At 58.4% G+C, this 18,495-nt stretch carries 20 protein-coding genes and 1 pseudogene; 5 read left to right on the top strand and 16 right to left on the bottom strand.

Annotated elements, in window-relative coordinates; all coding sequences use genetic code 11:
- Positions 1 to 5 precede the first annotated feature (5 nt).
- Positions 6 to 242, top strand: coding sequence for a helix-turn-helix domain-containing protein (locus tag C2U37_RS01200; RefSeq protein WP_028240161.1), 237 nt, complete (start codon positions 6 to 8; stop codon positions 240 to 242).
- 70 nt (positions 243 to 312) lie between these two features.
- On the opposite strand, the gene C2U37_RS01195 is transcribed toward C2U37_RS01200, so the two are convergent.
- The 4 genes from C2U37_RS01195 to C2U37_RS01175 form a co-directional block, all read right to left on the bottom strand.
- On the bottom strand, positions 313 to 627 hold the full coding sequence (locus tag C2U37_RS01195; protein WP_014646114.1) for a DUF736 domain-containing protein: 315 nt from the start codon (positions 625 to 627) through the stop codon (positions 313 to 315).
- Positions 628 to 1,385: 758 nt separating this feature from the next.
- The gene (locus C2U37_RS01185) at positions 1,386 to 1,595 is read right to left on the bottom strand and encodes a hypothetical protein (protein WP_028240162.1); all 210 of its coding nucleotides are present in this window, start codon (positions 1,593 to 1,595) and stop codon (positions 1,386 to 1,388) included.
- A gap of 61 nt (positions 1,596 to 1,656) precedes the next feature.
- Entirely contained in the window at positions 1,657 to 3,720 is a 2,064-nt protein-coding gene (locus tag C2U37_RS01180) for a ParB/RepB/Spo0J family partition protein (RefSeq protein WP_028240163.1), read from the bottom strand.
- Positions 3,721 to 3,799: 79 nt separating this feature from the next.
- The gene (locus C2U37_RS01175) at positions 3,800 to 4,627 is read right to left on the bottom strand and encodes a DUF932 domain-containing protein (RefSeq protein ID WP_028240164.1); all 828 of its coding nucleotides are present in this window, start codon (positions 4,625 to 4,627) and stop codon (positions 3,800 to 3,802) included.
- Between the two features lie 625 nt (positions 4,628 to 5,252).
- Between C2U37_RS01175 and C2U37_RS01170 the strand changes: the two genes are divergently transcribed.
- The 4 genes from C2U37_RS01170 to C2U37_RS01155 all read left to right on the top strand — a co-directional run bounded on the left by C2U37_RS01170 (position 5,253) and on the right by C2U37_RS01155 (position 8,187).
- The gene (locus tag C2U37_RS01170) at positions 5,253 to 5,729 is read left to right on the top strand and encodes a TIR domain-containing protein (protein WP_033041353.1); all 477 of its coding nucleotides are present in this window, start codon (positions 5,253 to 5,255) and stop codon (positions 5,727 to 5,729) included.
- 105 nt (positions 5,730 to 5,834) lie between these two features.
- Positions 5,835 to 6,437 (top strand): TIR domain-containing protein, encoded by a 603-nt coding sequence (locus C2U37_RS01165; RefSeq protein WP_033041352.1) that lies wholly within the window; start codon positions 5,835 to 5,837, stop codon positions 6,435 to 6,437.
- On the top strand, positions 6,434 to 7,621 hold the full coding sequence (locus C2U37_RS01160; RefSeq protein WP_033041350.1) for a toll/interleukin-1 receptor domain-containing protein: 1,188 nt from the start codon (positions 6,434 to 6,436) through the stop codon (positions 7,619 to 7,621). Before C2U37_RS01165 ends, C2U37_RS01160 begins: the two co-directional genes overlap by 4 nt.
- A complete protein-coding gene (locus C2U37_RS01155) occupies positions 7,618 to 8,187 on the top strand; it encodes an SLOG domain-containing protein (RefSeq protein ID WP_033041349.1) in 570 nt (189 codons plus the stop codon). Before C2U37_RS01160 ends, C2U37_RS01155 begins: the two co-directional genes overlap by 4 nt.
- An 82-nt stretch (positions 8,188 to 8,269) precedes the next feature.
- Here the strand turns inward: C2U37_RS01155 and C2U37_RS01150 are convergent, their stop codons facing one another.
- The 12 genes and pseudogenes from C2U37_RS01150 to C2U37_RS01095 all read right to left on the bottom strand — a co-directional run bounded on the left by C2U37_RS01150 (position 8,270) and on the right by C2U37_RS01095 (position 18,368).
- Positions 8,270 to 8,377, bottom strand: coding sequence for a JAB domain-containing protein (locus tag C2U37_RS01150; protein ID WP_199770497.1), 108 nt, complete (start codon positions 8,375 to 8,377; stop codon positions 8,270 to 8,272).
- A 66-nt stretch (positions 8,378 to 8,443) separates the two neighbouring features.
- Entirely contained in the window at positions 8,444 to 9,106 is a 663-nt protein-coding gene (locus tag C2U37_RS01145) for a uracil-DNA glycosylase (protein WP_071534888.1), read from the bottom strand.
- Between the two features lie 2 nt (positions 9,107 to 9,108).
- Entirely contained in the window at positions 9,109 to 10,239 is a 1,131-nt protein-coding gene (locus C2U37_RS01140; RefSeq protein ID WP_028240166.1) for a nucleoside triphosphate pyrophosphohydrolase family protein, read from the bottom strand.
- A gap of 3 nt (positions 10,240 to 10,242) precedes the next feature.
- On the bottom strand, positions 10,243 to 10,869 hold the full coding sequence (locus C2U37_RS01135; protein ID WP_033045760.1) for a hypothetical protein: 627 nt from the start codon (positions 10,867 to 10,869) through the stop codon (positions 10,243 to 10,245).
- Positions 10,869 to 11,336, bottom strand: coding sequence for a TIR domain-containing protein (locus C2U37_RS01130; RefSeq protein ID WP_028240167.1), 468 nt, complete (start codon positions 11,334 to 11,336; stop codon positions 10,869 to 10,871). Before C2U37_RS01130 ends, C2U37_RS01135 begins: the two co-directional genes overlap by 1 nt.
- A gap of 79 nt (positions 11,337 to 11,415) precedes the next feature.
- Entirely contained in the window at positions 11,416 to 11,718 is a 303-nt protein-coding gene (locus tag C2U37_RS01125; protein ID WP_028240168.1) for a helix-turn-helix domain-containing protein, read from the bottom strand.
- Positions 11,702 to 12,085 (bottom strand): type II toxin-antitoxin system RelE/ParE family toxin, encoded by a 384-nt coding sequence (locus C2U37_RS01120; RefSeq protein ID WP_028240169.1) that lies wholly within the window; start codon positions 12,083 to 12,085, stop codon positions 11,702 to 11,704. Before C2U37_RS01120 ends, C2U37_RS01125 begins: the two co-directional genes overlap by 17 nt.
- Before the next feature lie 309 nt (positions 12,086 to 12,394).
- Positions 12,395 to 13,594, bottom strand: coding sequence for a tyrosine-type recombinase/integrase (locus C2U37_RS01115; protein WP_028240170.1), 1,200 nt, complete (start codon positions 13,592 to 13,594; stop codon positions 12,395 to 12,397).
- 239 nt (positions 13,595 to 13,833) lie between these two features.
- Positions 13,834 to 14,862: a DUF2955 domain-containing protein gene (locus C2U37_RS01110; protein ID WP_043152455.1), complete on the bottom strand. Its 1,029-nt coding sequence runs from the start codon at positions 14,860 to 14,862 to the stop codon at positions 13,834 to 13,836.
- A 10-nt stretch (positions 14,863 to 14,872) separates the two neighbouring features.
- Positions 14,873 to 15,442 (bottom strand): annotated as a pseudogene (locus tag C2U37_RS01105) (HlyD family secretion protein); the annotation flags it as partial.
- An 89-nt stretch (positions 15,443 to 15,531) separates the two neighbouring features.
- On the bottom strand, positions 15,532 to 16,563 hold the full coding sequence (locus C2U37_RS01100) for an IS630-like element ISAhy2 family transposase (RefSeq protein ID WP_001809438.1): 1,032 nt from the start codon (positions 16,561 to 16,563) through the stop codon (positions 15,532 to 15,534).
- 227 nt (positions 16,564 to 16,790) lie between these two features.
- Positions 16,791 to 18,368 carry a methyl-accepting chemotaxis protein gene (locus C2U37_RS01095; protein ID WP_103243957.1) on the bottom strand — a complete coding sequence of 526 codons (1,578 nt, stop codon included), beginning with the start codon at positions 18,366 to 18,368 and terminating at the stop codon, positions 16,791 to 16,793.
- Positions 18,369 to 18,495 lie beyond the last annotated feature (127 nt).

Raw genomic sequence — 18,495 nt, 5'->3', positions numbered from 1 at the left:
GCGGCTTGAGCCAGGAAGCGTTCTCCGACGTGTCCAGCCGTACCTACCTGAGTTTGCTGGAGCGCGACCTGAAGAGCCCGACCATGCACAAGCTGACCGAGCTGTGCGAGGTCATGGACGTGCATCCGCTCACGTTGCTGACGCTGGCCTATGCCGGCGACAGCACGCGCAGGGCCGATCAGCTTCTGGCGCAGGTGCGCCAGGAGCTGGAGGCGGTGTTGAAGGAACGCGACACGCCGTAGGCGCGTGCGTGACGTGCTGCGCCAGCAGCACGGCGCCCCGCCGCAATGGACGGGGCGCGGTGGGCGGCCGTCAGGCTGCCTTGGGCTTGCTGCGCGACCAGATCAGGTCGTGCGTGCCGTCCTCGTTCTCGATCAGGCGGGCATAGACCGTCGCCGGGAACGAAGGGTCGTCGATGCTCACGGACAGGTACTCGCGCCCGGCCTCACTGGTCTTCTTCCACGCCGCGCCGATCTCGTGGCCGGCCGCCTGAAGGTGGAAGTCGGGGGCGTTCTCGCTGTCGCCCTTGTCGTTGGGAACCAGCTTGACCTTGACGTTCAGGGTCAGGGTGCGGAGCTGGCCGGTGAAGCCGTCTTTCTCTGCGGTGAAGGTGCCGATGTTAGCCATGATGTTTCTCCTTTCGGGTTGAACAAGGTCGCGCCAGTGCGTCCTTGTTGTGATCCGGCCGGCGGGGGATGGGCTGGCCGCACCGCGCAGCGGTCGCAACACCGTGGAGAACCTGGAAGCGAAAAGAATTTGCCGCGCGAGGAAGCCGCGCAGCGGCGGGGAAATTGTTTTCGCTGGAAGGTTGCGGCCATGAAGCCCAAGGCGTAGCCGTTCCCTCGCCAGGATTCACGACAAGCCAAGGACGCACGGGCCGCCCGCCCCCGAAAGGAGACATGGCCGACTCGGCATCCCCGCGTGACGGCTGCACCGGCTTGCGCCCTGACGCGAACCAGGTCAAAGCCCCGACGACAAGGCCAGAGCGCCCCTGCCGCAGCGCGCGACCACATGCTTGAGGCGTGGTGTGGATGCTCCATAGCGAGGCCGGGTGGCGTGTCGGTGAATCGCCCTTCGTGACGTACAGGCGCGAATCGCCAGCGTCGGGGACGGCACGCTATCGCACAACCTGCCGCAGCAAGCCGGGGCGTAGCCCTACAAGCCCCGCCCATTGCGGCGGGGCGCCATCGAAACCTTGCCCGCGCCAGCGGGCACCGATGGACGTGTCGCGTGCAAGGCACTTGCACGTCCGCCCCGTTGCCGCCTGGACGAAGGCGGCAACGGGGCGATTTTGACTTCGACGTTGGAACCGGGCGCGGCCACCGACGCCCCGGATTTTTGACCACCGGCCCCAAGGCGGAACGGCTTGGGGCCGGTGCTGCTCGTTATTCCTTGGTTTCGACAATCCACCACGCGGCACGCGGCAAGGTGTGGCCGGTAATGGGATGTAGGTCGGTCAGGTCGGCGCGGGCCGTCCAGCCACGCGGCGGACGGTAGCCGCGCACGTCGCCATCGCCGTGCCAGCGGCGGGCGCGTACCGTACCGGGGGCATAGATCGCCGCCATGCGCGGGCGGTCCGTGGTGTTGCGGCTCATGATAGGAATCCTTGGCGTGAAGCGCCCCGGCCGGAACCGGGGCGCTATCTGCGGTGCAGGATCACGCGGCCAGTGCCTCGGCCTGCGGCAGCTCATCCGCCACGGCGGCGACTTCCTCCGGCGCTTCGGCGCCCGCATCCACTGCCACGGCCTGCGCGTCCTGTTGCGGGCTTTCGGTGCGGAAGATGGCGGGCATCCAGCCCGTACCATCGGCCAGCCGTTCCGCTTCGCTGGCAATGTCGGCCTTCTTCAACTTCGCCAGCCGTGCAGCGTGCGACGGTGCGAACTCGCCCACGGCTTCCAGAATCGCGGCCTTCGGCACATGCTGGAAATACCCGTCTGCGGTGGGCTGCCACCATGCGGCCATGTCCAGCCCCACAGCCTGCGCCAGTTCCGCGCCCGGCTGGTGCGCAGTGGCGCGAGGCGTCACCACGTCCACGGTCGCCGCTACGCATACCGCCAGCAGCCGCACCAGTTCGCCTTGCTCCATCGCCAGCAGCGCGACGAACAGTTCGGCGCTGTCCTGCGGCAGCGCTTCGCCCGCGACCTGCTGCAACTCGCGCTGGGCGACGGCGGCGGGCGACTCGGGCCAGTCGGGGGCCATGCCTTCCAGCCGGTCTTGCACTTTCAGGCTCACGCCCAGCGGCAAGTCGTGGCCGTAGTGGTTGTCCTGCAAGACGCTCTGCACCATGCCATGCACCAGCGCGGCCAGCGCGACTTGCGGATGCCGGGCGACTTCGATTTGCAGCGCGGCGGTGCGGTGCGCGCTCAACCGCTGCGCCAGCCGGTCGGACAGGCTCGCGGCCTTGGGCTGCTCGGTGTCCTCGCCTTCGTCGTCGTTCCCGGCCTCGCCTTCCGCGCTGCCGAAACCCTGCCGCAAGCGTTCCAGCGTGCGCAGCGCCTTGGCTTCTGCCTCGCGCAGCAGCCCGCGATGAATCACGGCTTCGCCGCTGCGGTCGAGGGTGACGATGGCGCCGGCCACGGCGCGCACATCCGGGGCGTAGCCCTGCAAGGCTTCCTCCACGGCTTGCAGTTCCCCGGCAACCTGTTCGCGGCGCGGTTCCAGCGCTTCGGTCTTGTCCTCGTCCTCGGCGTCGTAGGCTTCTTCCAGTTCGGTGTCGATCTTGTCGAGGCGGGTTTGCAGCGAGGCGATGCGGCGGGCTTCGCGGGCGCTCGGTTCGCGGCGCTGGCGCGGTGCGTTCTGGAACGCCTGCCGCTCGGCGTAGCTCATGTGCGGCACGGCTTCGACCCACGCCCAACCCTCGGCGCGCACGTCCCCAGCCAGCGCATCCAGCTTGCCGCGCACCAGCGTTTCCAGCAGCGTGGCGTCGGTCAGGTAGGTTCCGGCATCGCCTTCCGCGAACAGGTCGCGGCGGATGCCGCCGCCCGCCGCCGTGTAGGCGTCCAGCCCGGCGAAGCGCACCAGCGGATGCGTGGCGTCGATTTCGCGTTCGGTCAGGCGTTCGCGCAGCGCGGACGCGCCACGCTGCCATTCTGGCGCACCGTAGAACGCGCTTTCCTGCGCGGCGTGGTCGTCGGTGATGGTCAGGGCCATCAACTGTTCCAGGGTGACGGCTCCGGCGCGGTAGTCGGCCAGCAGGCGCGGCGAGACGTTGGCGAGTTTGAGACGGCGCTGCACCACCAGCGGGGTCACGCCGAAGTCGGCGGCAATGTCTTCGATGGGGCGGCCTTCCTTGACCAGTGCGGCGAACGCCTCGAACTGGTCGGCCGGGTGCATCTGCTCGCGCAGCAGGTTTTCCGCGAGGCTGACGGTACGGGCCGAAGCATCGGGCACCAGCAGGCACGCCACTTCGTAGTCGGCAGGGATGCGCTTCTTCTTCGCCAGCAGCTTCAACGCGGTCAGTCGGCGGTCGCCGGCCACCACTTCGTACTGCTCGCCATCGGCGGCGAGGATGACGACGAGATTTTGCAGCAGGCCGATGCGGGCGATGCTCGCGGCCAGTTCGGGAATGGACAGGCGCGGGGTCTTGCGTGCGTTGCGCTTGGAGCGGCGCGGCAGCAACTGCGAGAGTGGAACCAAAATCAGGTTCTTGCTCGGGTCGGCCACTTCCAGCGGCGCGGCAGTTTCGATGGCGCGGGTTTCGGTTTGGGTAACGGCGTTCATGGTGATAACTCCTTGCGGTTAGGGATGCAGCAGCGAGAGAAGCGGCAAGGGCTGCTGCCTGCCCCTGCCGCGTGGGGGTTCAGGCTTTCAACTGGCGCATGCCATCGGCCAGCAGCCAAAGCGCACGGTTGAGGCGGATGTTCTGGTCGATGCCCTGTACCGGGCGGGTTTGCTGGCGGCGTCCGTTGGCGCTGCGCCCGCGCAGGCCGCCTTGGGTCAGGTTCTCTTGCGTGCGGTTGAACACGCTCCACAAGTCCGGGCGGCGGTCATCAAAGCGGCGCGGCATCAGGATTTGCGATTCCGTGATGGGCGCGGGCTTGTCGGGGTCGTCGTACTTGAGGGCCAGCGCGGCGCGGGCGAACACTTCGGATTCGCCATCGTTCAAGGTGATGGCGCGCATGGAATCGCGGGATTCCTGCACGCGGTCGAAGCCGCGCAAGACTTCGTAAGCGCCTTCGATGACGGAACCGGCCACGTCGCCTTTGTGGGGCACGCGCACGTCCGCCACCGTGTCGCCGCAGACAAGGCCATTGCTGCACACGAACCGGAACATTCCGGCCAGCATCTGATAGCTGCTCGTGCCGTCATGCGAGTTCAGCAGCACGATTTCGTTAGCCTCCGCGCCGTTGATCTGGCTGGCGTGGCGCAGGCGCAGCATGTGTTTGGTGTAGTCGCGGCGGTCGTCGTGGCGCACGCGGGTTTGCGCTGCCATGAAGGGTTCAAACCCTTCCTTGCGTAGTTCCGCCAGCACGGCGGCGGTGGGGATATAGGCGTACCGTTCGGAACGGCTTTCGTGCGGCGCGTCCGCGAAGATGGACGGGGCCACACGGCGGATTTGGTCATCGGACAGCGGGTAATCGCTGCGCAGCGACGGGGAACGGGAAGCGAATCGGGATGCGAGTTGCATTGCATTTCTCCTGACGAAAAGGGTTTGCTGTTCAAACCGCACACCGGATTCCTAGATTCGGAGCCCAGCCTTTCGGCTGTTCGGTGCGGTCGGCACGAGGAACCCGGTTGGCCCTGTTGCCACCGTCTTTCCTGAGTTCATCGCCCGCGGCCAAAGGAGCGCGCGGACGGGGGCCGTCAAGGAGACAAGCGCAGGGTTGGTGCGGCCCGCAGGCGCAGCCGAGGACACGGCCCTGCGCGCCTTGACGGCACACGGGAGCGGGCTACGGTCGCGGGTAAGGTGATGAAGTCAGGGGAGACGGCTGGACAAGGCAACGGCCATCCCTTTGTGCTGACCGCACGCAAGCGAAGCGCGCAGGCCCGAAGCTGGAAGCCGGGCCGGAGGCGTCAGGGATGTGGAAGGCTGGCGAATGCCAGTCCCGTCAGGGATGAGCGAATAGCGAACCTGGAGCAGCGCGGTCCGCGAAGCGGAGACGCAGGCGCACACTTTCAGCTATCATTTGTAAGGAAATTTACAAGAAAGTATTTCAAGCCAGCGATTAATTACGACTTCAGTTAAATAACTATCGCAATCCTCAATTCGAGATTTGCTTCATCGAAGCACCAACGACAAATGGAGATAAGTCATGGCGAATAAATGCTTTCTGAGCTTTCACTATAAACAGGATAGTTGGCGCGTGTCGCAAGTTCGGCAAATCGGAGCTATCGAAAAACAGCCTCTACTGGATTCGAACAAATGGGAAGAAATCAAGAAAGCAGGCGATGATGCCATCAAAAAATGGATCGCCGACAACATGAAAGGCAAAGAATGCCTTGTCGTACTTGTGGGCGAGAAGACTGCCAGCCGCCGCTGGGTCAAACACGAGATAAAGAAAGCCTGGAAGGACGGGCTGGGTGTACTCGCCATCCATGTCCACAATCTGAAAGACTCAGACGGAAATCAGTCGTCGAAAGGATCTAATCCGTTTACAGGCCTCACCGTTGATGGAGAAGCTGTCACGGGTAAAGTCTACGATCCGCCATACACCACCAGCACCAATGTGTATGACTACATCAAGTCGAATATTGAAACTTGGGTCAGCGACGCTATAAAGGCACGATGAACCGGCAATATCTGAATTGCATCCTGCGAGGTGTCGTTTGCTGTGGAGGATGCGGGTCACCTACATCCAAATTTGCCTGGGTTTAGTGTAATAGATGGAGTCAAAATGCCACGCAGAACATTCTTTTCTTTTCACTATGAGCCTGATGTATGGCGCGCCTGGAATGTCCGCAACAGTTGGGTTGTGAAGGAATCCGATGAGGAAAGCCGGGGCTTCTTTGACAGCAGCGTGTTTGAGGCATCGAAAAAAGAGAGTGACGATGCACTAAAGACTTTTCTCCGCAAGGGGTTGGAGAATACTTCGGTAACTTGTGTCCTTGCTGGAACCCATACATGGTCACGGCGATGGGTGCGCTACGAAATTGCTCGCAGTGTTATCAAGGGAAACGGCTTGCTAACCGTTTTCATTCACGGTGTCCAGAATAAAGACAAAGCGACATCTACAAAGGGTGCTGATCCATTGGCGCAGATGGGACTTTATAGAACCGATCGCGGCATATATCTCGCCGAGTGGAAGGACGGAAAGTGGGTGGCCTACGCAGATTACACGCTTGCGATTCCTGAGGGTGATCTGTGGTTCACAGCACCAAAAACGAATAGCGTAGTCCAACTGTCAAATCACTGCCTGAGTTACGATTTCATAGGCCAGGATGGCAGGAAAAATATTGGCGGATGGATTGAAACTGCTGCGGGAATGGCTGGCCGATGAGCGAGAACTCAAGCATGAGATCACCCTACCAGCTTATCCTGCTGGGTGCGGTCCATGGGCATGACACTCGCCTCCGCCGTAGCGTTGATCTGGCGCTTCAGGGGCTCGGGATTCCGAGCAACGCAATTACGTTTCTCAGCGATGCCAACGCCTCTAACCGCAGCTTAAAATCGCCGGTAATGGCAGTATTTTTCGGCTCGTCGGAAAGCACTGCCGATACCGCACTTGTGACGGAGTTGATTGATGACTCGATCGTTATCGCTCCGGTCGTTTCGGATTTGTCCCAGGTTCATGCAGAAATTCCGCCGCAGCTCAGACATGTCAATGCTATTGTATTGGGCACCAACGATGAAGGCATCACCCGCCTCGTTACGCTAGTCCTTGAGACATTTAGGCTGTTGCGACGTGAGCGACGACTTTTCATCAGTTACAAACGAACAGGGTCTCAGCCGCTGGCCGATCGGTTGTACGATGCGCTCGATGCTCGTGGCTTTGACGTTTTCATCGACGTGAGGTCAGTGCCTCCAGCCGCAGATTTCCAATCACAACTCTGGCACAGGATGTCGGATTCCGATGTCGTGGTGCTGATCGACACACCTGGCTTCAGAGAAGGTCGTTGGACGGCTGAAGAATTGGCGCGCGCAAACGCGACCAATGTGCAAATCTTGCACCTACTATGGCCGGGGCAAAAGGAAGACCCTGCATCGTCCTTCAGCCACTTCATGAAGCTTAGGCGTCGGGACTTCTTTGGATTTATTCCAATGCGGGGGCGTTGGGCCACGAAGGGATTGGTGACGAGAATTTGCGACGAGGTCGAACGGCTACGCGCACCAGCAATTGCCGCCCGCCACCGATATTTGGTCGATAACTTTTGCGACGCCGCCCGCGACGAGGGACTTGATCCAAGTGTTCAGATTGAAGGCTGGATTTCTCTCAAAACCGAGTCCAATCGAACGCTGGCGATCGTACCGGCAGTGGGAATACCAACCGCTGATCGCATCAACGAAGTGTTCGAAGCCATTACCAACCCCACTGTTGAGACGAGAGAAATATGGGTGATTTACGACAATAGAGGTGTACTGAGAACGTGGCTCTCTCACCTAGATTGGCTTGACTCGTATTTGCCGATCCGGGCCGTGCAAATGTCGAAGGCGCCACAACTTCTGAAGGAGCTCACCGCATGATAGATATATTTCTATCTGCCAGCGTGCCTTTGCCTGATCGCAATCGGGTATTTTTCGACACCGCCGATGTTCTTGCTATACGGGAAGCAATCAAGGCTTTGGTTGAAGTAGTGTTGCCGATTGGACGAATCACGTGCGGCGGCCATCCGGCGATAACGCCGCTATTGGCTCTCTTTTCCCGCGAGGCAAACCTTGACCGCAACAGGGTGGCGATTTACCAAAGTAAGCTTTTTGAGGGTCGATTGCCTCCTGAGCTAGCGGAGTTCGTCGACGTGCATATGGTGCCAGCGGTTGATGGCAACAGAGAAGCCAGTTTGACGGCCATGAGGCAAGCAATGATCGAAAGCCGCCGTTTCAGCGCAGCGGTGTTCGTCGGCGGCATGGAGGGGATCTATGAGGAGCATAAATTGTTCGTCGAACACCATCCCAAAGCTACAGTGCTCCCGCTTTCAACAACAGGGGCCGCCGCCAAAATAATTTATCAACAGGGAGAATATGATCCAATTTTTTCACGCGACCGAACCTATTCCAGCTTATTTCGTCGAAAGCTTCTGCCTGTGGATTAGCCGGGAAATTTTGCAGTAACTGCGTTCAGTAAGCTTGATGGAGCGAATAAAAAAATGGGGCCGCCTGTGCAGCCCCCTCGGTTCACAATAGCCCTCGCTCTGCAAATGAAGTTGTTTCCTGCCCGGCCACAACGACGTGATCCAGTGTGCGCACCTCCACCAGCGTCAGAGCCTCTTTCAGTCGCTGCATCAGTGAAAACCTGGCGAGTTGGATAGAAGGGGCGGTATCCGCTCGCTAAAATGCTGGAGCAATTCGTCAGAACAGCGATCCAGTCTTCATTGGATGTCCATACAGTTCAGAGATTTGCCCTTGAAACTGCGTCTGTCCGCCATAGCTCGGATGCCTCACGCAGATAACAGGCACGCTATCCGTGATTCGATGAGCGGCTGCGGCAGCATCGTTGCCGATGGCGACGATGCGCGAGGGACGAAGCAGAACGATGAGCTGTTGTAGTAGCTCTTCGCCGGCTCGCCTTTCACGGGCGTTGTGTTGCCGGTTGGTGAACGGATCCCCTGATTCATGAGGGTGAAGTGGGAAAACATTCCAGAGAAAGATGCGAGCATCAATGTGCTCTAGCATTCCCCATATAACCGCAGCGGTTCGCTCGGCTACGGCATTGCCGACTGTGGGCCGTTCTGGAGCCAGATCGACATTCCAACGTTTGGCATGTTGGCTCATGTGAACATCGTCAGTCAGGGCCAACCCAGTTCGGCGGCCTCCGCGATACCCCAAATCTCGACCGATCCAAATCGCATCTACAGGCTCCTCTGAAGCGCGACGCAATAATGCGGAAAGTGCGGCGGCGCGGCGGCGGGGCGCGTCTCGACGATCATGAACTTCACAGCGATCAGAATAAGGATTGAAGCAGTCCTCAAATTGCAGCGAGGAAACTGATTCAACAAAGGGGTGGATTTTCATTCTTAAGACTCAAGCGGCATATATTGTAGGGTGCGTTCTTTTCGGTTGCCGATGATCCAGCCGCCTTGATTTTTCTTGATTTGACGGAATACGGAATATCCGTCCATGATGGCTTTTTCCCAAAGCTTTAGCGGGCACTTCTCAACCTCATAGCCACTCACAAACTCTTCAATGGTTTTGAGAATCCCAAGGGAAACCTTTTCTTGATTCTCAAAATAGTTTAATTCCTTGGCTCTAGAGAAAATCCATGCCGTAAGCCCTTCCTCAACGACGATTGCCCGGCCGCTGTCTTGCTCTTCATCATATTTGGACTGGCTCTTTCGCTTGTGCTTGATCAATGCCCGTATTACAGGTGACCAATGCAAGATGGCTGCATATGCAAAATGGAAAACATCATGAAATCGGTAGCCATCTCGGTCAGCGATGTTGTCGGTCAGGGGATCACCTATGAATACGCCATTCCATTGGAGATAGCTTTTGCCGCTACCGCGTTGATTGACTCGGATCTTGAACTCTCTAGGGAGCTGCTCTTCTATTCCAAACTCGCTATCGAAATCAAGGCCAATCAGGTCAACCGCCTGTGGCTCCAAGAATGCACCCCTAGCTTTCCGGAGGTTCCCCCGCGCTACGTCCGAGAACGCCAACTCTGCGGCATGGATTGCATCGAGATAGGCTCGCGCGAAGGTGACCACGTCATTGCGCGCAGGCCCACTTCCCAGCAGAGCTGCGGCCGCCTGCCCCAAGCGTACCAAGGTAATGTCCAACGACGCAGGGGCCGCCACAGGCATGGCGATGTAAGCGAATGCACCTTCGGCTATGTCGCTTGCTGCCCCTATGTTCTTGAAGTTCCCGTGATTCGCCGCCTCGGCAAAGATATCTTCAAGTGGAGCTTGCATGCGCCGGCAGATCGCAGCCAAATACCAAAGCGTATCACCGAATTCTTCTTCCGCCGCCCTTCTGAAACCAGGGTACGCAGATTTTTCCCGGACATGTTTTTTGACAGTAGACATTATTCCACCGACTTCCCCATAAAGCCCTTGAAGGACAGGATTGAAATCGGTTGGACTGAGTACATCCGTAGCTGCAATTTCCGAAGCGTAGTCCGAAAGCAGCAGAGAACCTTCCTTGTGCATCGGTTACCTCCGAAGCGTCAGCCATTCGAATGGAGCGCCCTGATATCCATTCAGCCCAAAGCTACGAACCCATTGCTCTAGGTTCGCAATCAGTTTTGGATCGTCAAAAGTAGTTAGACCTATTCCTGTTTTGCATAGAGACCGGCCTTGCTGGTCTTTTAGCTCTTCCGGGAACTCCGGCCCCTCTCCTCCGAAGTACACGAAGTCATTGCTGATGAGAACCCTGTTTACACCCGTGTCGCGAGTGACGTGATCAGGATTAAGTGAACCATCGGGGCGAGAGTGAAAGGAATCTCGTTGCTGCCAGACGGCCGCTGGTGCGGCTCTGAAGTAGATATTGTCCCCGCAACTTTGCTTCCGACTACCGTTGCGATAGGGCTTTTTAGATTCAAACCGTGGATCTGCCCCATATTCATCAAATGTCATCGTTTCGGTGACTTGCATCGCATAAACCAGATACCCGCCTCGCCGAACACTTCGATCATTGCTGCCACTGCCTACCACCCAATCACCGATGTCAGCGCCCTTGCGGATATTTGGCTTGCAGGTTGCAAGCGTGCAGTATTCGTAAAAGGGATTGGGTGCGAAACCACTGTCGTACCGCACCACGTAGGAGTGGACACGTGCCATCAGCAGGGATGCCTTTTCAGAGGAACCGGATCACAGGCGCCACCGTCGGGTTTTTCCCATGTATCTTTTCCGTTGATCGCATCAATGATTGAGTCACCATTCCAGCCGACCAAGGCATCGGCGTATTCTTTCAGTGCCTCAGGAATGTCGCATTCCTTCTCACCATGCTCCCAGATGCCAACAATACGTTTGCCTTGCTTGGCTGCATATTCGATTTCCCAGGTCACCCAGTCGCTATCTTTCGTCTGGGGTGAGACGTAGCAAATAAATACGCCCGCCCAGTTTATCGCTGGGGCCAGAATCTGCGTCTTGATGTAATGCTCATCCGTGGCGTTGTTGAACTTTCCTGTATGGATGGAGGAGTCCCTTACATCCATCCCTTTCGGAGCCAGCAGATCTTTGAGCTTTTGGAGCCCATGATCGTCCTTATGGACATGGCTGATAAACACGTTCCTTTTCTCTGCCATCTGTCACCTCCATCGACGTTTTGATAGCGTAAAAGATCGTAACTGAAATTAGGTGGTTATGGCAGAAAACGCAGATCAATCAAAGGATCGCCCGGAGCCCCTTGTCGGCGATGATGTTGAGCAGCTTCAGCGCCGGGCCAGCGGGTCGGGTTTCACCTTGCTCCCACTTGCGCACGGTCGAGGCCGAGGTGTGCAGGTGATGCGCGAACACCGGCTGGCTGAATTTCAGCGTCTCCCGTAGGCGCCTAATGTCCTCGGCGCCAAACTCCCGCACTGGCGGCGGGCAGATCGCGTCGAACTCGCGCATCGTCACCTTGCTGATCGCACCCACTTCATGAAGCGTGGCCAGGTCGTCACGCAGGGATTCAATGATCTTGCTCACAATGCACCTCCAATAACACGCCCGACTGCAACGCCTTCGATAACGTTTCCCCGGACAGTTGCAAGAACGCTTTGCCGGCGAATTGCAGCGCCTTCTTCTCGTCCTGCGTGATGTTCGCCTTGTCGTTCTTCGGGAACCCATGCAGGAACACGTAGCGGCTGCCGATCCTGGCCGATACCAGTGTGCGGTAGCCGCCGCTTTTACCACCACCGGGGCGGGCCACCCGCTTCTTGTAGAGGGAGCCGCCCAAGTCCGCGTCGATCAGACCGCTTTCCATCTCCTGAACCGCCTTGCACAACGCGGCATCGGACAGCTTCTCGCCCGACTGCCAGCGTGCAAAGTCCTTGCGCTTGAGGATGACCGTCATTTCGACCTCCAAACTATACCCGAAACGGGCATACTTTTCCAGTCTCCGGTGTAGCACCTAGATAGAAGGGATGGCCCGCCCGATTGTCGTGACGCCGGCACGACAATCGGAGCCGACTGGACGGGATGCCGGCCACCGATCCGCGGGCATCCTTGACCGAAATCAGCAGCGCATAGGCCGACCACGGCAGCGTGAAGACCTTGGCCAGCTCGGCGAGGCCGAATTTCCCAGACACTGTCTCGGAAATTGCGGAACGGGGATAGTCGGCCGCCAAGGCAGCGGGGGGCGCCACCGAAAGCGTCCTCTTGCTCATGCCGTGGCCTCCGCAGGGCGCCGCGCGCCCGTGATGGCCTGCCGCCGACTCGCCACCAGTTCGGCAGCATCCCGCACCGGCTTGTCCTCGGTGTGGACGTAGTGCATGAACATCGCCACGGTCTTGTGGCCCGTCAGCTTCATGCCTACCTTGGTCGGCACTCCCGAATTGGCAATGTCGGTCGTGGAGCGGTGGCGGATGCCGTGCGTGCCGACGTGTGGGACGCCGGCTGCCTTGAGCACCCGGCACCATCCGCCATAGTGCTCGCCAAAGGTCAGGTGCTTGGTCGGGTCGTTGGGCGAAGGCAGGACGTAGGGGCAACCTTCTCGGCGCGGTGCCGTCGAGAACAGTCGATAGGCTTCCGCGCTCATGGGCTTGGAGAGGCCGCCGGTCTTGCTGTCGGGCCAGACCACGCGCCGGTTCTCCAGATCGACCCAATCCCATTCAAGCATGCAGATTTCGGAGCGGCGGCCGGCGAACTCGAATTGCAGGCGAATCGCCAGCGGGATGACGTAGTTCTCCAGTCCTTCCGCCTCCAGCTTCTCCAACTGGCGGAAGATCAGCGCCAGTTCGTCGTCCACGATGAGCCGGGTTTCCTCGCCGGGCGGGTACATCGGGACGTGGCGGCACGGGTTCGTGCCGTCCGGGCGGTAGCCCCACACTTCGGCCAGGTTGAACATCTTGCGCAGCACGCCGAAGGCGTTGTTCGCCTCGGCGGGCTTGTAGGCCAGTTTCTCCATCAGCCCGGCAATGTCGGGCCGCTTCACGTCCTGCACCTTCTTGCGGCCGATCAGCGGGACGATGCAGCGGTCGATGACGGCCTGATAGCCGCGCTGCGTGCTCGGCTTGTTGCGCTTCTTGGAGTAGTCCTCCATGAACTTCTTGCACAGCGCTTCGACCGTGGGCGCCTTGCGCGCCTCGGCCTTGGCGCCGCCGGGGTCGCCGCCTCGGCGAACCTCGGCCAGCCAGTCCTGCGCCATGACGCGGGCCTGCTCCACGGTCAGTTCCCCGAACAGGCCCAGCGAGGGCTTGCGGGGCTGCCCGGAGTTCGTGCGGTACTGGAGCATGAACACCCGACGGCCCTTCGGGGTAATCTTGCAGAGGAAACCCGGCACCACGGTATCCCGTAGTTCGATGTCCTTGGCCTGGGGTTGCGCCGACTCTACGGCGGTCTTGGTGAGCTTGATCTTCGCCATGATGACTCCTTGGAACGACCCGAATTCCAAGAGCCAGATAGGAGCGGCGCGAGGGAAAACCGGGTCAAGTTTCAGAAAGCACCGGCATATGATGGACGCGCGTAAGTCCTTGATAAACCTGCTTCATCGAGCTACGGCGCAGTCCAGCGAAGTACCGGGCTGGAGTCATCGTCAAACAAAAAAACGCCCCGGCAGGCAAGCGGGGCGAAAGGGAGCCGTCCTTTGGCTGCAGAAAAGGGTCAATGGCCGAAGCGGGTCGCCTCGAAGTGGTTGAGCAGGCGATGGAGGAGGTAGCAGGCCAGCAGGGTGACGACGATGGCAAAGAGGATGCTGCTCACCCGGTAGAGGGCGCTGAACACCAGATCATTGCCCGGCGTCAGGTACTGGCCGAACAGGATGCCGAGGGTGGTGAGGGCGCCGAAGCCGACGCCGGAGCCGCTCGCCTCCTTCACGTGGGCATGGCTGAACAGCATTGCCCCGAGCCAGAGCAGCGGGGTGACGAGCAGCAGTTGCCCTGACCAGTCGTAGAGCACCAGCTGGCCGACCAGGCCGAAGCTGACCCCGAGCAGGGTGCCCATGGCCCGCTTGCGGGCATAGCCCAGGGCGCCGTTCCAGTGCATGGGGAAGAGCAGCAGCAAGGTGGTGGCCTGGGCCGACATGGAGTCGCGCAGATCGAAGATCTGGAACACCAGAAACGACAGGGTGGCGATGCTTGCCCCCAGCAGGGCCTCGTGGCGCATCCGGTGCGGCGCCTTGGGGGAGGGGGCCGGCCTGGGGCACTCCTCCACGTCCGGAATGAGGGCCGTCATCAGATAGGCGATGAGCACCGACAGGACGCTGGCCCAGAGGTTGCTGAAGATGAGGTCGTTCAGATCAATCCCGGGGTAGCTGGCAAAGTGCAGCATGATGCTGAGGCTGAGCACCCCGTTGGCACCGAACAGGAACAGGCTGCCCCGGGACATGGCGGCGAAACGGTAGAGGAAGAGCAAAAAGACCAGGGGGGTCATGAGCCCCGGGTGGCCGCCAAACAGGCCGCCGAGCAGCCCCACTTCCAGACCGCACATGGCGGCGGAGGCGATGAGCTGGCGGGCGGCGTGACCGTTCATCACCGGCACCAGGCCGAGCAGCAGCACCGGGGTGACGGTGAAGAAGACCCCGTTGCTCCAGCCGAAGATTTTGCACAGCACAAACCCCAGGGTGCAGCCAAAGGCGATGCGCAGACACTGGCGCAGTTCGTTGGGGGTGAGGGGTCTGTGCCACAGGTTCATGGTCATCATCTCAATAGATGTAGTGCAGCAGGCTGAGCAGACGGATCTGGCCGCGGGCCAGCAGCCCGGTCAGGGTGTTGTCCGGCAGCAGCTGCACCGTGGCGCGAGCCCCGGCCGGCAGGTGGGCGGGCAGTTGCTCCAGGGTCAGGTGCAGGCGCAGGCGCTGGGCATCGCGCACCCAGCGATCGGACTCGACGGGGTTTGCAAGCTGGCCGTTGGCGTCAAACTGGCCGGCGCTGACCCCGGCATCCAGGCTGGCGACGCGGGCAGGATAGAGACGACCGGGCTCGCCGTCGAAGGCGACGAGGGCCTGACTGCCGGCGCTGACGTGGCGCAGGCTCTTCTCGCGAAAATCGGCGATCACGTCCACCTGCTCGGAGACCAGGGCCAGCAGGGGGGAGCCCGCATTGGCCACGCTGCCAGGCTTGAGCTGCAGGTTGGTGATGATGCCGTCCTGGCTCGCATGAACCCGGCTGTAGGCGAGGTTGAGCTCGGCCTGGGCGAGGCGGTTGCGGGCCTGGCGCAGCAGCAGGTTGTCTTCCCCTGGCAAGCCGCGGTTGACGCGGGCCTGCTCTACCCGGGGGAACCGCAGAATTCGGAAAAAATCGTACGCTAAGCTAACGGTGTTCTCGTGACAGCTCTTTGACTAAATAACTGATCCCAATAGTGCTACACCTTCGCTGTGCCATAGCCATTCCCCGGGAAAGGAGACACGGTATCCATGAAGTGTTTCACTCGGGCCAGCAGGTTTGCCATCCCTCTGCATTGATGATTGCGCGTGATGGTTTCATGTAACTTGTGCCATAGCCGTTCTATGTGATTAACCCAAGGGCTGTAAACTGGCTGGAACACCAGGCAGAACTTGGGATTCTTCTTCAACCATCGCTCGGTCTGTTTGCTTTTGTGAATGATGTAGTTATCGAGGATCAACGTGATGGTTTTGGCTCGTCGGTAGTGGTGGCGCAGCTTTTCCAGCATGGCAATAAACAGCGATGAGTTTTTCTTGATCCCGCTGACGTAAAGTACCCTTCCGTTGCCTGCGTGGAGAACGCCTGCCAGATAATGCTTGGCATTCTGCCCCGGTGTGACAACCCGCTTTTGCTGCGCTCTGAACATCCAGTCGGCTCCTAATTTGGGATTGAGGTCTATATCGACTTCATCCTCATAAAACACCGGATTATCGGCATCACAGCGGGCCAGCGCGGCGTCGATATTCGCCATTTTTTCCTGATAGGCTGGGTCTTTTATCCGCAAGGTCGGCACGGGCCTGCGCCAGACAATGCCCATACGAGGTAACCATCGGCGGAGCGTGGAGGCTGCCACATTGAGCCCTGTTAACCGATTGATTTTTATAGCCAATAGTTCAGTACACCAACGGCTGCGCTGATAACCAAAATCTTGCGGAGAAAACTGCATGAGCAGCACCAGTAGGGTGACAATCTTGGCGATAGGTAAGACTGGGGCACGGCCAGCCGGTAAGGCTTCTAGCGCATCTATGCCTTCATCTCGATACCACCGAAGCCAACGACCGATGGTCGAGCGCGCAGCGCCGGTAAGGTGATGAACATCGGTGATCGTGCGTCCTTCATGTAACAGCAAGATGGCCATCAAGCGACGAGCATGTCCTTTATCACGGGTGGCATGGATGATTTTGTGAATGCGGCGCCGTTGTGGTCGTGGCAGAGGTGGTAGGATAGGCATCAACTCAGTCCTTTGGGTGTGGCTTGTTTTGTTTAGCGACTAATCAGATCGCACAAACTGGACTGAGTTCCCTTCCTCCGGTGATCTACTATTCGGAACAGCTATTTAGGCTTTCTAAGGCCATTCTGATAGCCCTGACTTCCTGAAAAGCCATGGCTAAAATTTGTGCGGCTAAAAGGGATAACCGATGGTAAAGTAAGTTATCCCTGTCGAGATACTGAAAAGCGTTATCCTCGTTTTTCCCAAAACTGTTTTGCCAGTTCGCTCAGAGCGCTAGTTAACTGAGCGACAGATTTCGCACTTTGCAAATTATTCTGCCCGGTCTGTACATTGGTATCAGCAGCATCGCGTATATTGATAATACTGCGGTTTATGTCTTCACTTACTGCTCCCTGCTGCTCGACCGCAGTCGCTATTTGCGCGTTCATGTCGGTAATTTCGTTAACGCGTTGGCCAATTCCATCAAGAGCTGTAGCTGCTTCCTCTGCGTGAGCTACACTCGTGTGCGCTTGCCGACTACTTTGCTCCATGACTGTAACAGCGGATTGCGCTCGCTCTTGTAGAGCGCTGATCATGCTTTGAATATCCGTTGTCGATTGCTGTGTGCGAGCAGCAAGACTGCGAACCTCATCGGCGACAACAGCAAAACCACGCCCCTGCTCACCAGCACGTGCGGCCTCAATTGCTGCGTTGAGTGCCAACAAATTCGTTTGCTCGGCGATCCCTCGTATAACGTCAAGAACTTTTGATATCTCGTTACTTTGACCTTCAAGCTCATGAATAACCTGAGCGGCTTGCCTAATTTCACCTTCAAGGGCAGTGATTGACTGGCTTGTGTAGGCTACCAGACGCTGGCCAGATGCCGTCTCAGTGTCTGCTCTTCCGGCCGCATCTGCAGCATGCTGTGCATTGCTCGCAACCTCTTGAATGCTTGCCACCATTTGGTTTACTGCCGTTGCTATTTGATCTGTCTCTGCCTGCTGCTCAACTGTAAGTACATTGCTTGACTCAATATCCTTTAGTAGGCCTCGGGTGTGTTCGCTAAGCCGATTTGATGCATCACCTATGCGACCTACTATGGCGCCTGTTTCAGCTTGCATCATTCGTAAAGCAAACTCTATTTGGCCAAACTCATCGGTGCGCCCAGTGTAGAGGGATTGACTTAATGGGTTATTGGAAATATTCCTGGCTCTTTCAACCAGTCTTCCAAGAGGAGAGAGAATAGCCAAAACACTAACAGAGCTTAAGCTTCCTGACATTAAAGTGGCTAACAATAAGCTGCTTATTGATGTATCAGTAAGCATGCCGGCAGCCATTGCGCTTGATATAATACTACCCCATATGAGCAAGAGTATTTTCACGGAAAAGCTAGCAGCCAATTTCGGCCTCGCGGCCTTCCCGCTTCTCAATTGAGCATATAATTTTTCCGCAGCCAAAACCTGCTCAGGTTCAGGCTTGGTCCTTACAGACTGGTATTCAACAATCGAACCATTCTTAGCTATTGGCGTTACATAAGCACTTACCCAATAGTGGTCGCCATTTTTACAGCGATTTTTTACTAGCCCCATCCATGAGCGGCCAGATTTTAATGTACTCCACATATGCTCAAATGCAGCAGGCGGCATATCTGGGTGTCTTACGATGTTGTGAGGCTGGCCTAATAGTTCTTCCTCAGTGAAACCACTGATTTTAATGAAGTCAGGATTAACGTACGTGATATGGCTTTGAGGGGAGGTAGTCGAAAGAATATTGGCATCTTTTGGGAGTTCTAAGTTTCGACCCGTCACTGGTAAATTCTGGCGCATAAGAACCTCAAGGGTTGGCTGTTTTATTTTATTGTTTTCGGCATTAAGCCCAATTTCTTGAGCGTTACGATAAAGCTAGCATGGAAACGATAGGTGCAAGCAAGTTAAGGGTTGCATCGCGCATGTC

The sequence above is a fragment of the Aeromonas sp. ASNIH1 genome, from assembly GCF_002934285.1.
GTDB classification, from domain to species: Bacteria; Pseudomonadota; Gammaproteobacteria; order Enterobacterales; family Aeromonadaceae; genus Aeromonas; species Aeromonas caviae.
This window is presented reverse-complemented; position numbering and strand designations above follow the sequence as displayed.

Bases quoted from the DNA above. Each gene is read 5' to 3' on its own strand.
- C2U37_RS01195 (WP_014646114.1), bottom strand. From the start codon at position 627: ATGGCTAACATCGGCACCTTCACCGCAGAGAAAGACGGCTTCACCGGC.
- C2U37_RS01185 (WP_028240162.1), bottom strand. From the start codon at position 1,595: ATGAGCCGCAACACCACGGACCGCCCGCGCATGGCGGCGATCTATGCC.
- C2U37_RS01180 (WP_028240163.1), bottom strand. From the start codon at position 3,720: ATGAACGCCGTTACCCAAACCGAAACCCGCGCCATCGAAACTGCCGCG.
- C2U37_RS01175 (WP_028240164.1), bottom strand. From the start codon at position 4,627: ATGCAACTCGCATCCCGATTCGCTTCCCGTTCCCCGTCGCTGCGCAGC.
- C2U37_RS01170 (WP_033041353.1), top strand. From the start codon at position 5,253: ATGGCGAATAAATGCTTTCTGAGCTTTCACTATAAACAGGATAGTTGG.
- C2U37_RS01165 (WP_033041352.1), top strand. From the start codon at position 5,835: ATGCCACGCAGAACATTCTTTTCTTTTCACTATGAGCCTGATGTATGG.
- C2U37_RS01160 (WP_033041350.1), top strand. From the start codon at position 6,434: ATGAGCGAGAACTCAAGCATGAGATCACCCTACCAGCTTATCCTGCTG.
- C2U37_RS01155 (WP_033041349.1), top strand. From the start codon at position 7,618: ATGATAGATATATTTCTATCTGCCAGCGTGCCTTTGCCTGATCGCAAT.
- C2U37_RS01150 (WP_199770497.1), bottom strand. From the start codon at position 8,377: ATGCAGCGACTGAAAGAGGCTCTGACGCTGGTGGAGGTGCGCACACTG.
- C2U37_RS01145 (WP_071534888.1), bottom strand. From the start codon at position 9,106: ATGAAAATCCACCCCTTTGTTGAATCAGTTTCCTCGCTGCAATTTGAG.
- C2U37_RS01140 (WP_028240166.1), bottom strand. From the start codon at position 10,239: ATGCACAAGGAAGGTTCTCTGCTGCTTTCGGACTACGCTTCGGAAATT.
- C2U37_RS01135 (WP_033045760.1), bottom strand. From the start codon at position 10,869: ATGGCACGTGTCCACTCCTACGTGGTGCGGTACGACAGTGGTTTCGCA.
- C2U37_RS01130 (WP_028240167.1), bottom strand. From the start codon at position 11,336: ATGGCAGAGAAAAGGAACGTGTTTATCAGCCATGTCCATAAGGACGAT.
- C2U37_RS01120 (WP_028240169.1), bottom strand. From the start codon at position 12,085: ATGACGGTCATCCTCAAGCGCAAGGACTTTGCACGCTGGCAGTCGGGC.
- C2U37_RS01115 (WP_028240170.1), bottom strand. From the start codon at position 13,594: ATGGCGAAGATCAAGCTCACCAAGACCGCCGTAGAGTCGGCGCAACCC.
- C2U37_RS01110 (WP_043152455.1), bottom strand. From the start codon at position 14,862: ATGAACCTGTGGCACAGACCCCTCACCCCCAACGAACTGCGCCAGTGT.
- C2U37_RS01100 (WP_001809438.1), bottom strand. From the start codon at position 16,563: ATGCCTATCCTACCACCTCTGCCACGACCACAACGGCGCCGCATTCAC.
- C2U37_RS01095 (WP_103243957.1), bottom strand. From the start codon at position 18,368: ATGCGCCAGAATTTACCAGTGACGGGTCGAAACTTAGAACTCCCAAAA.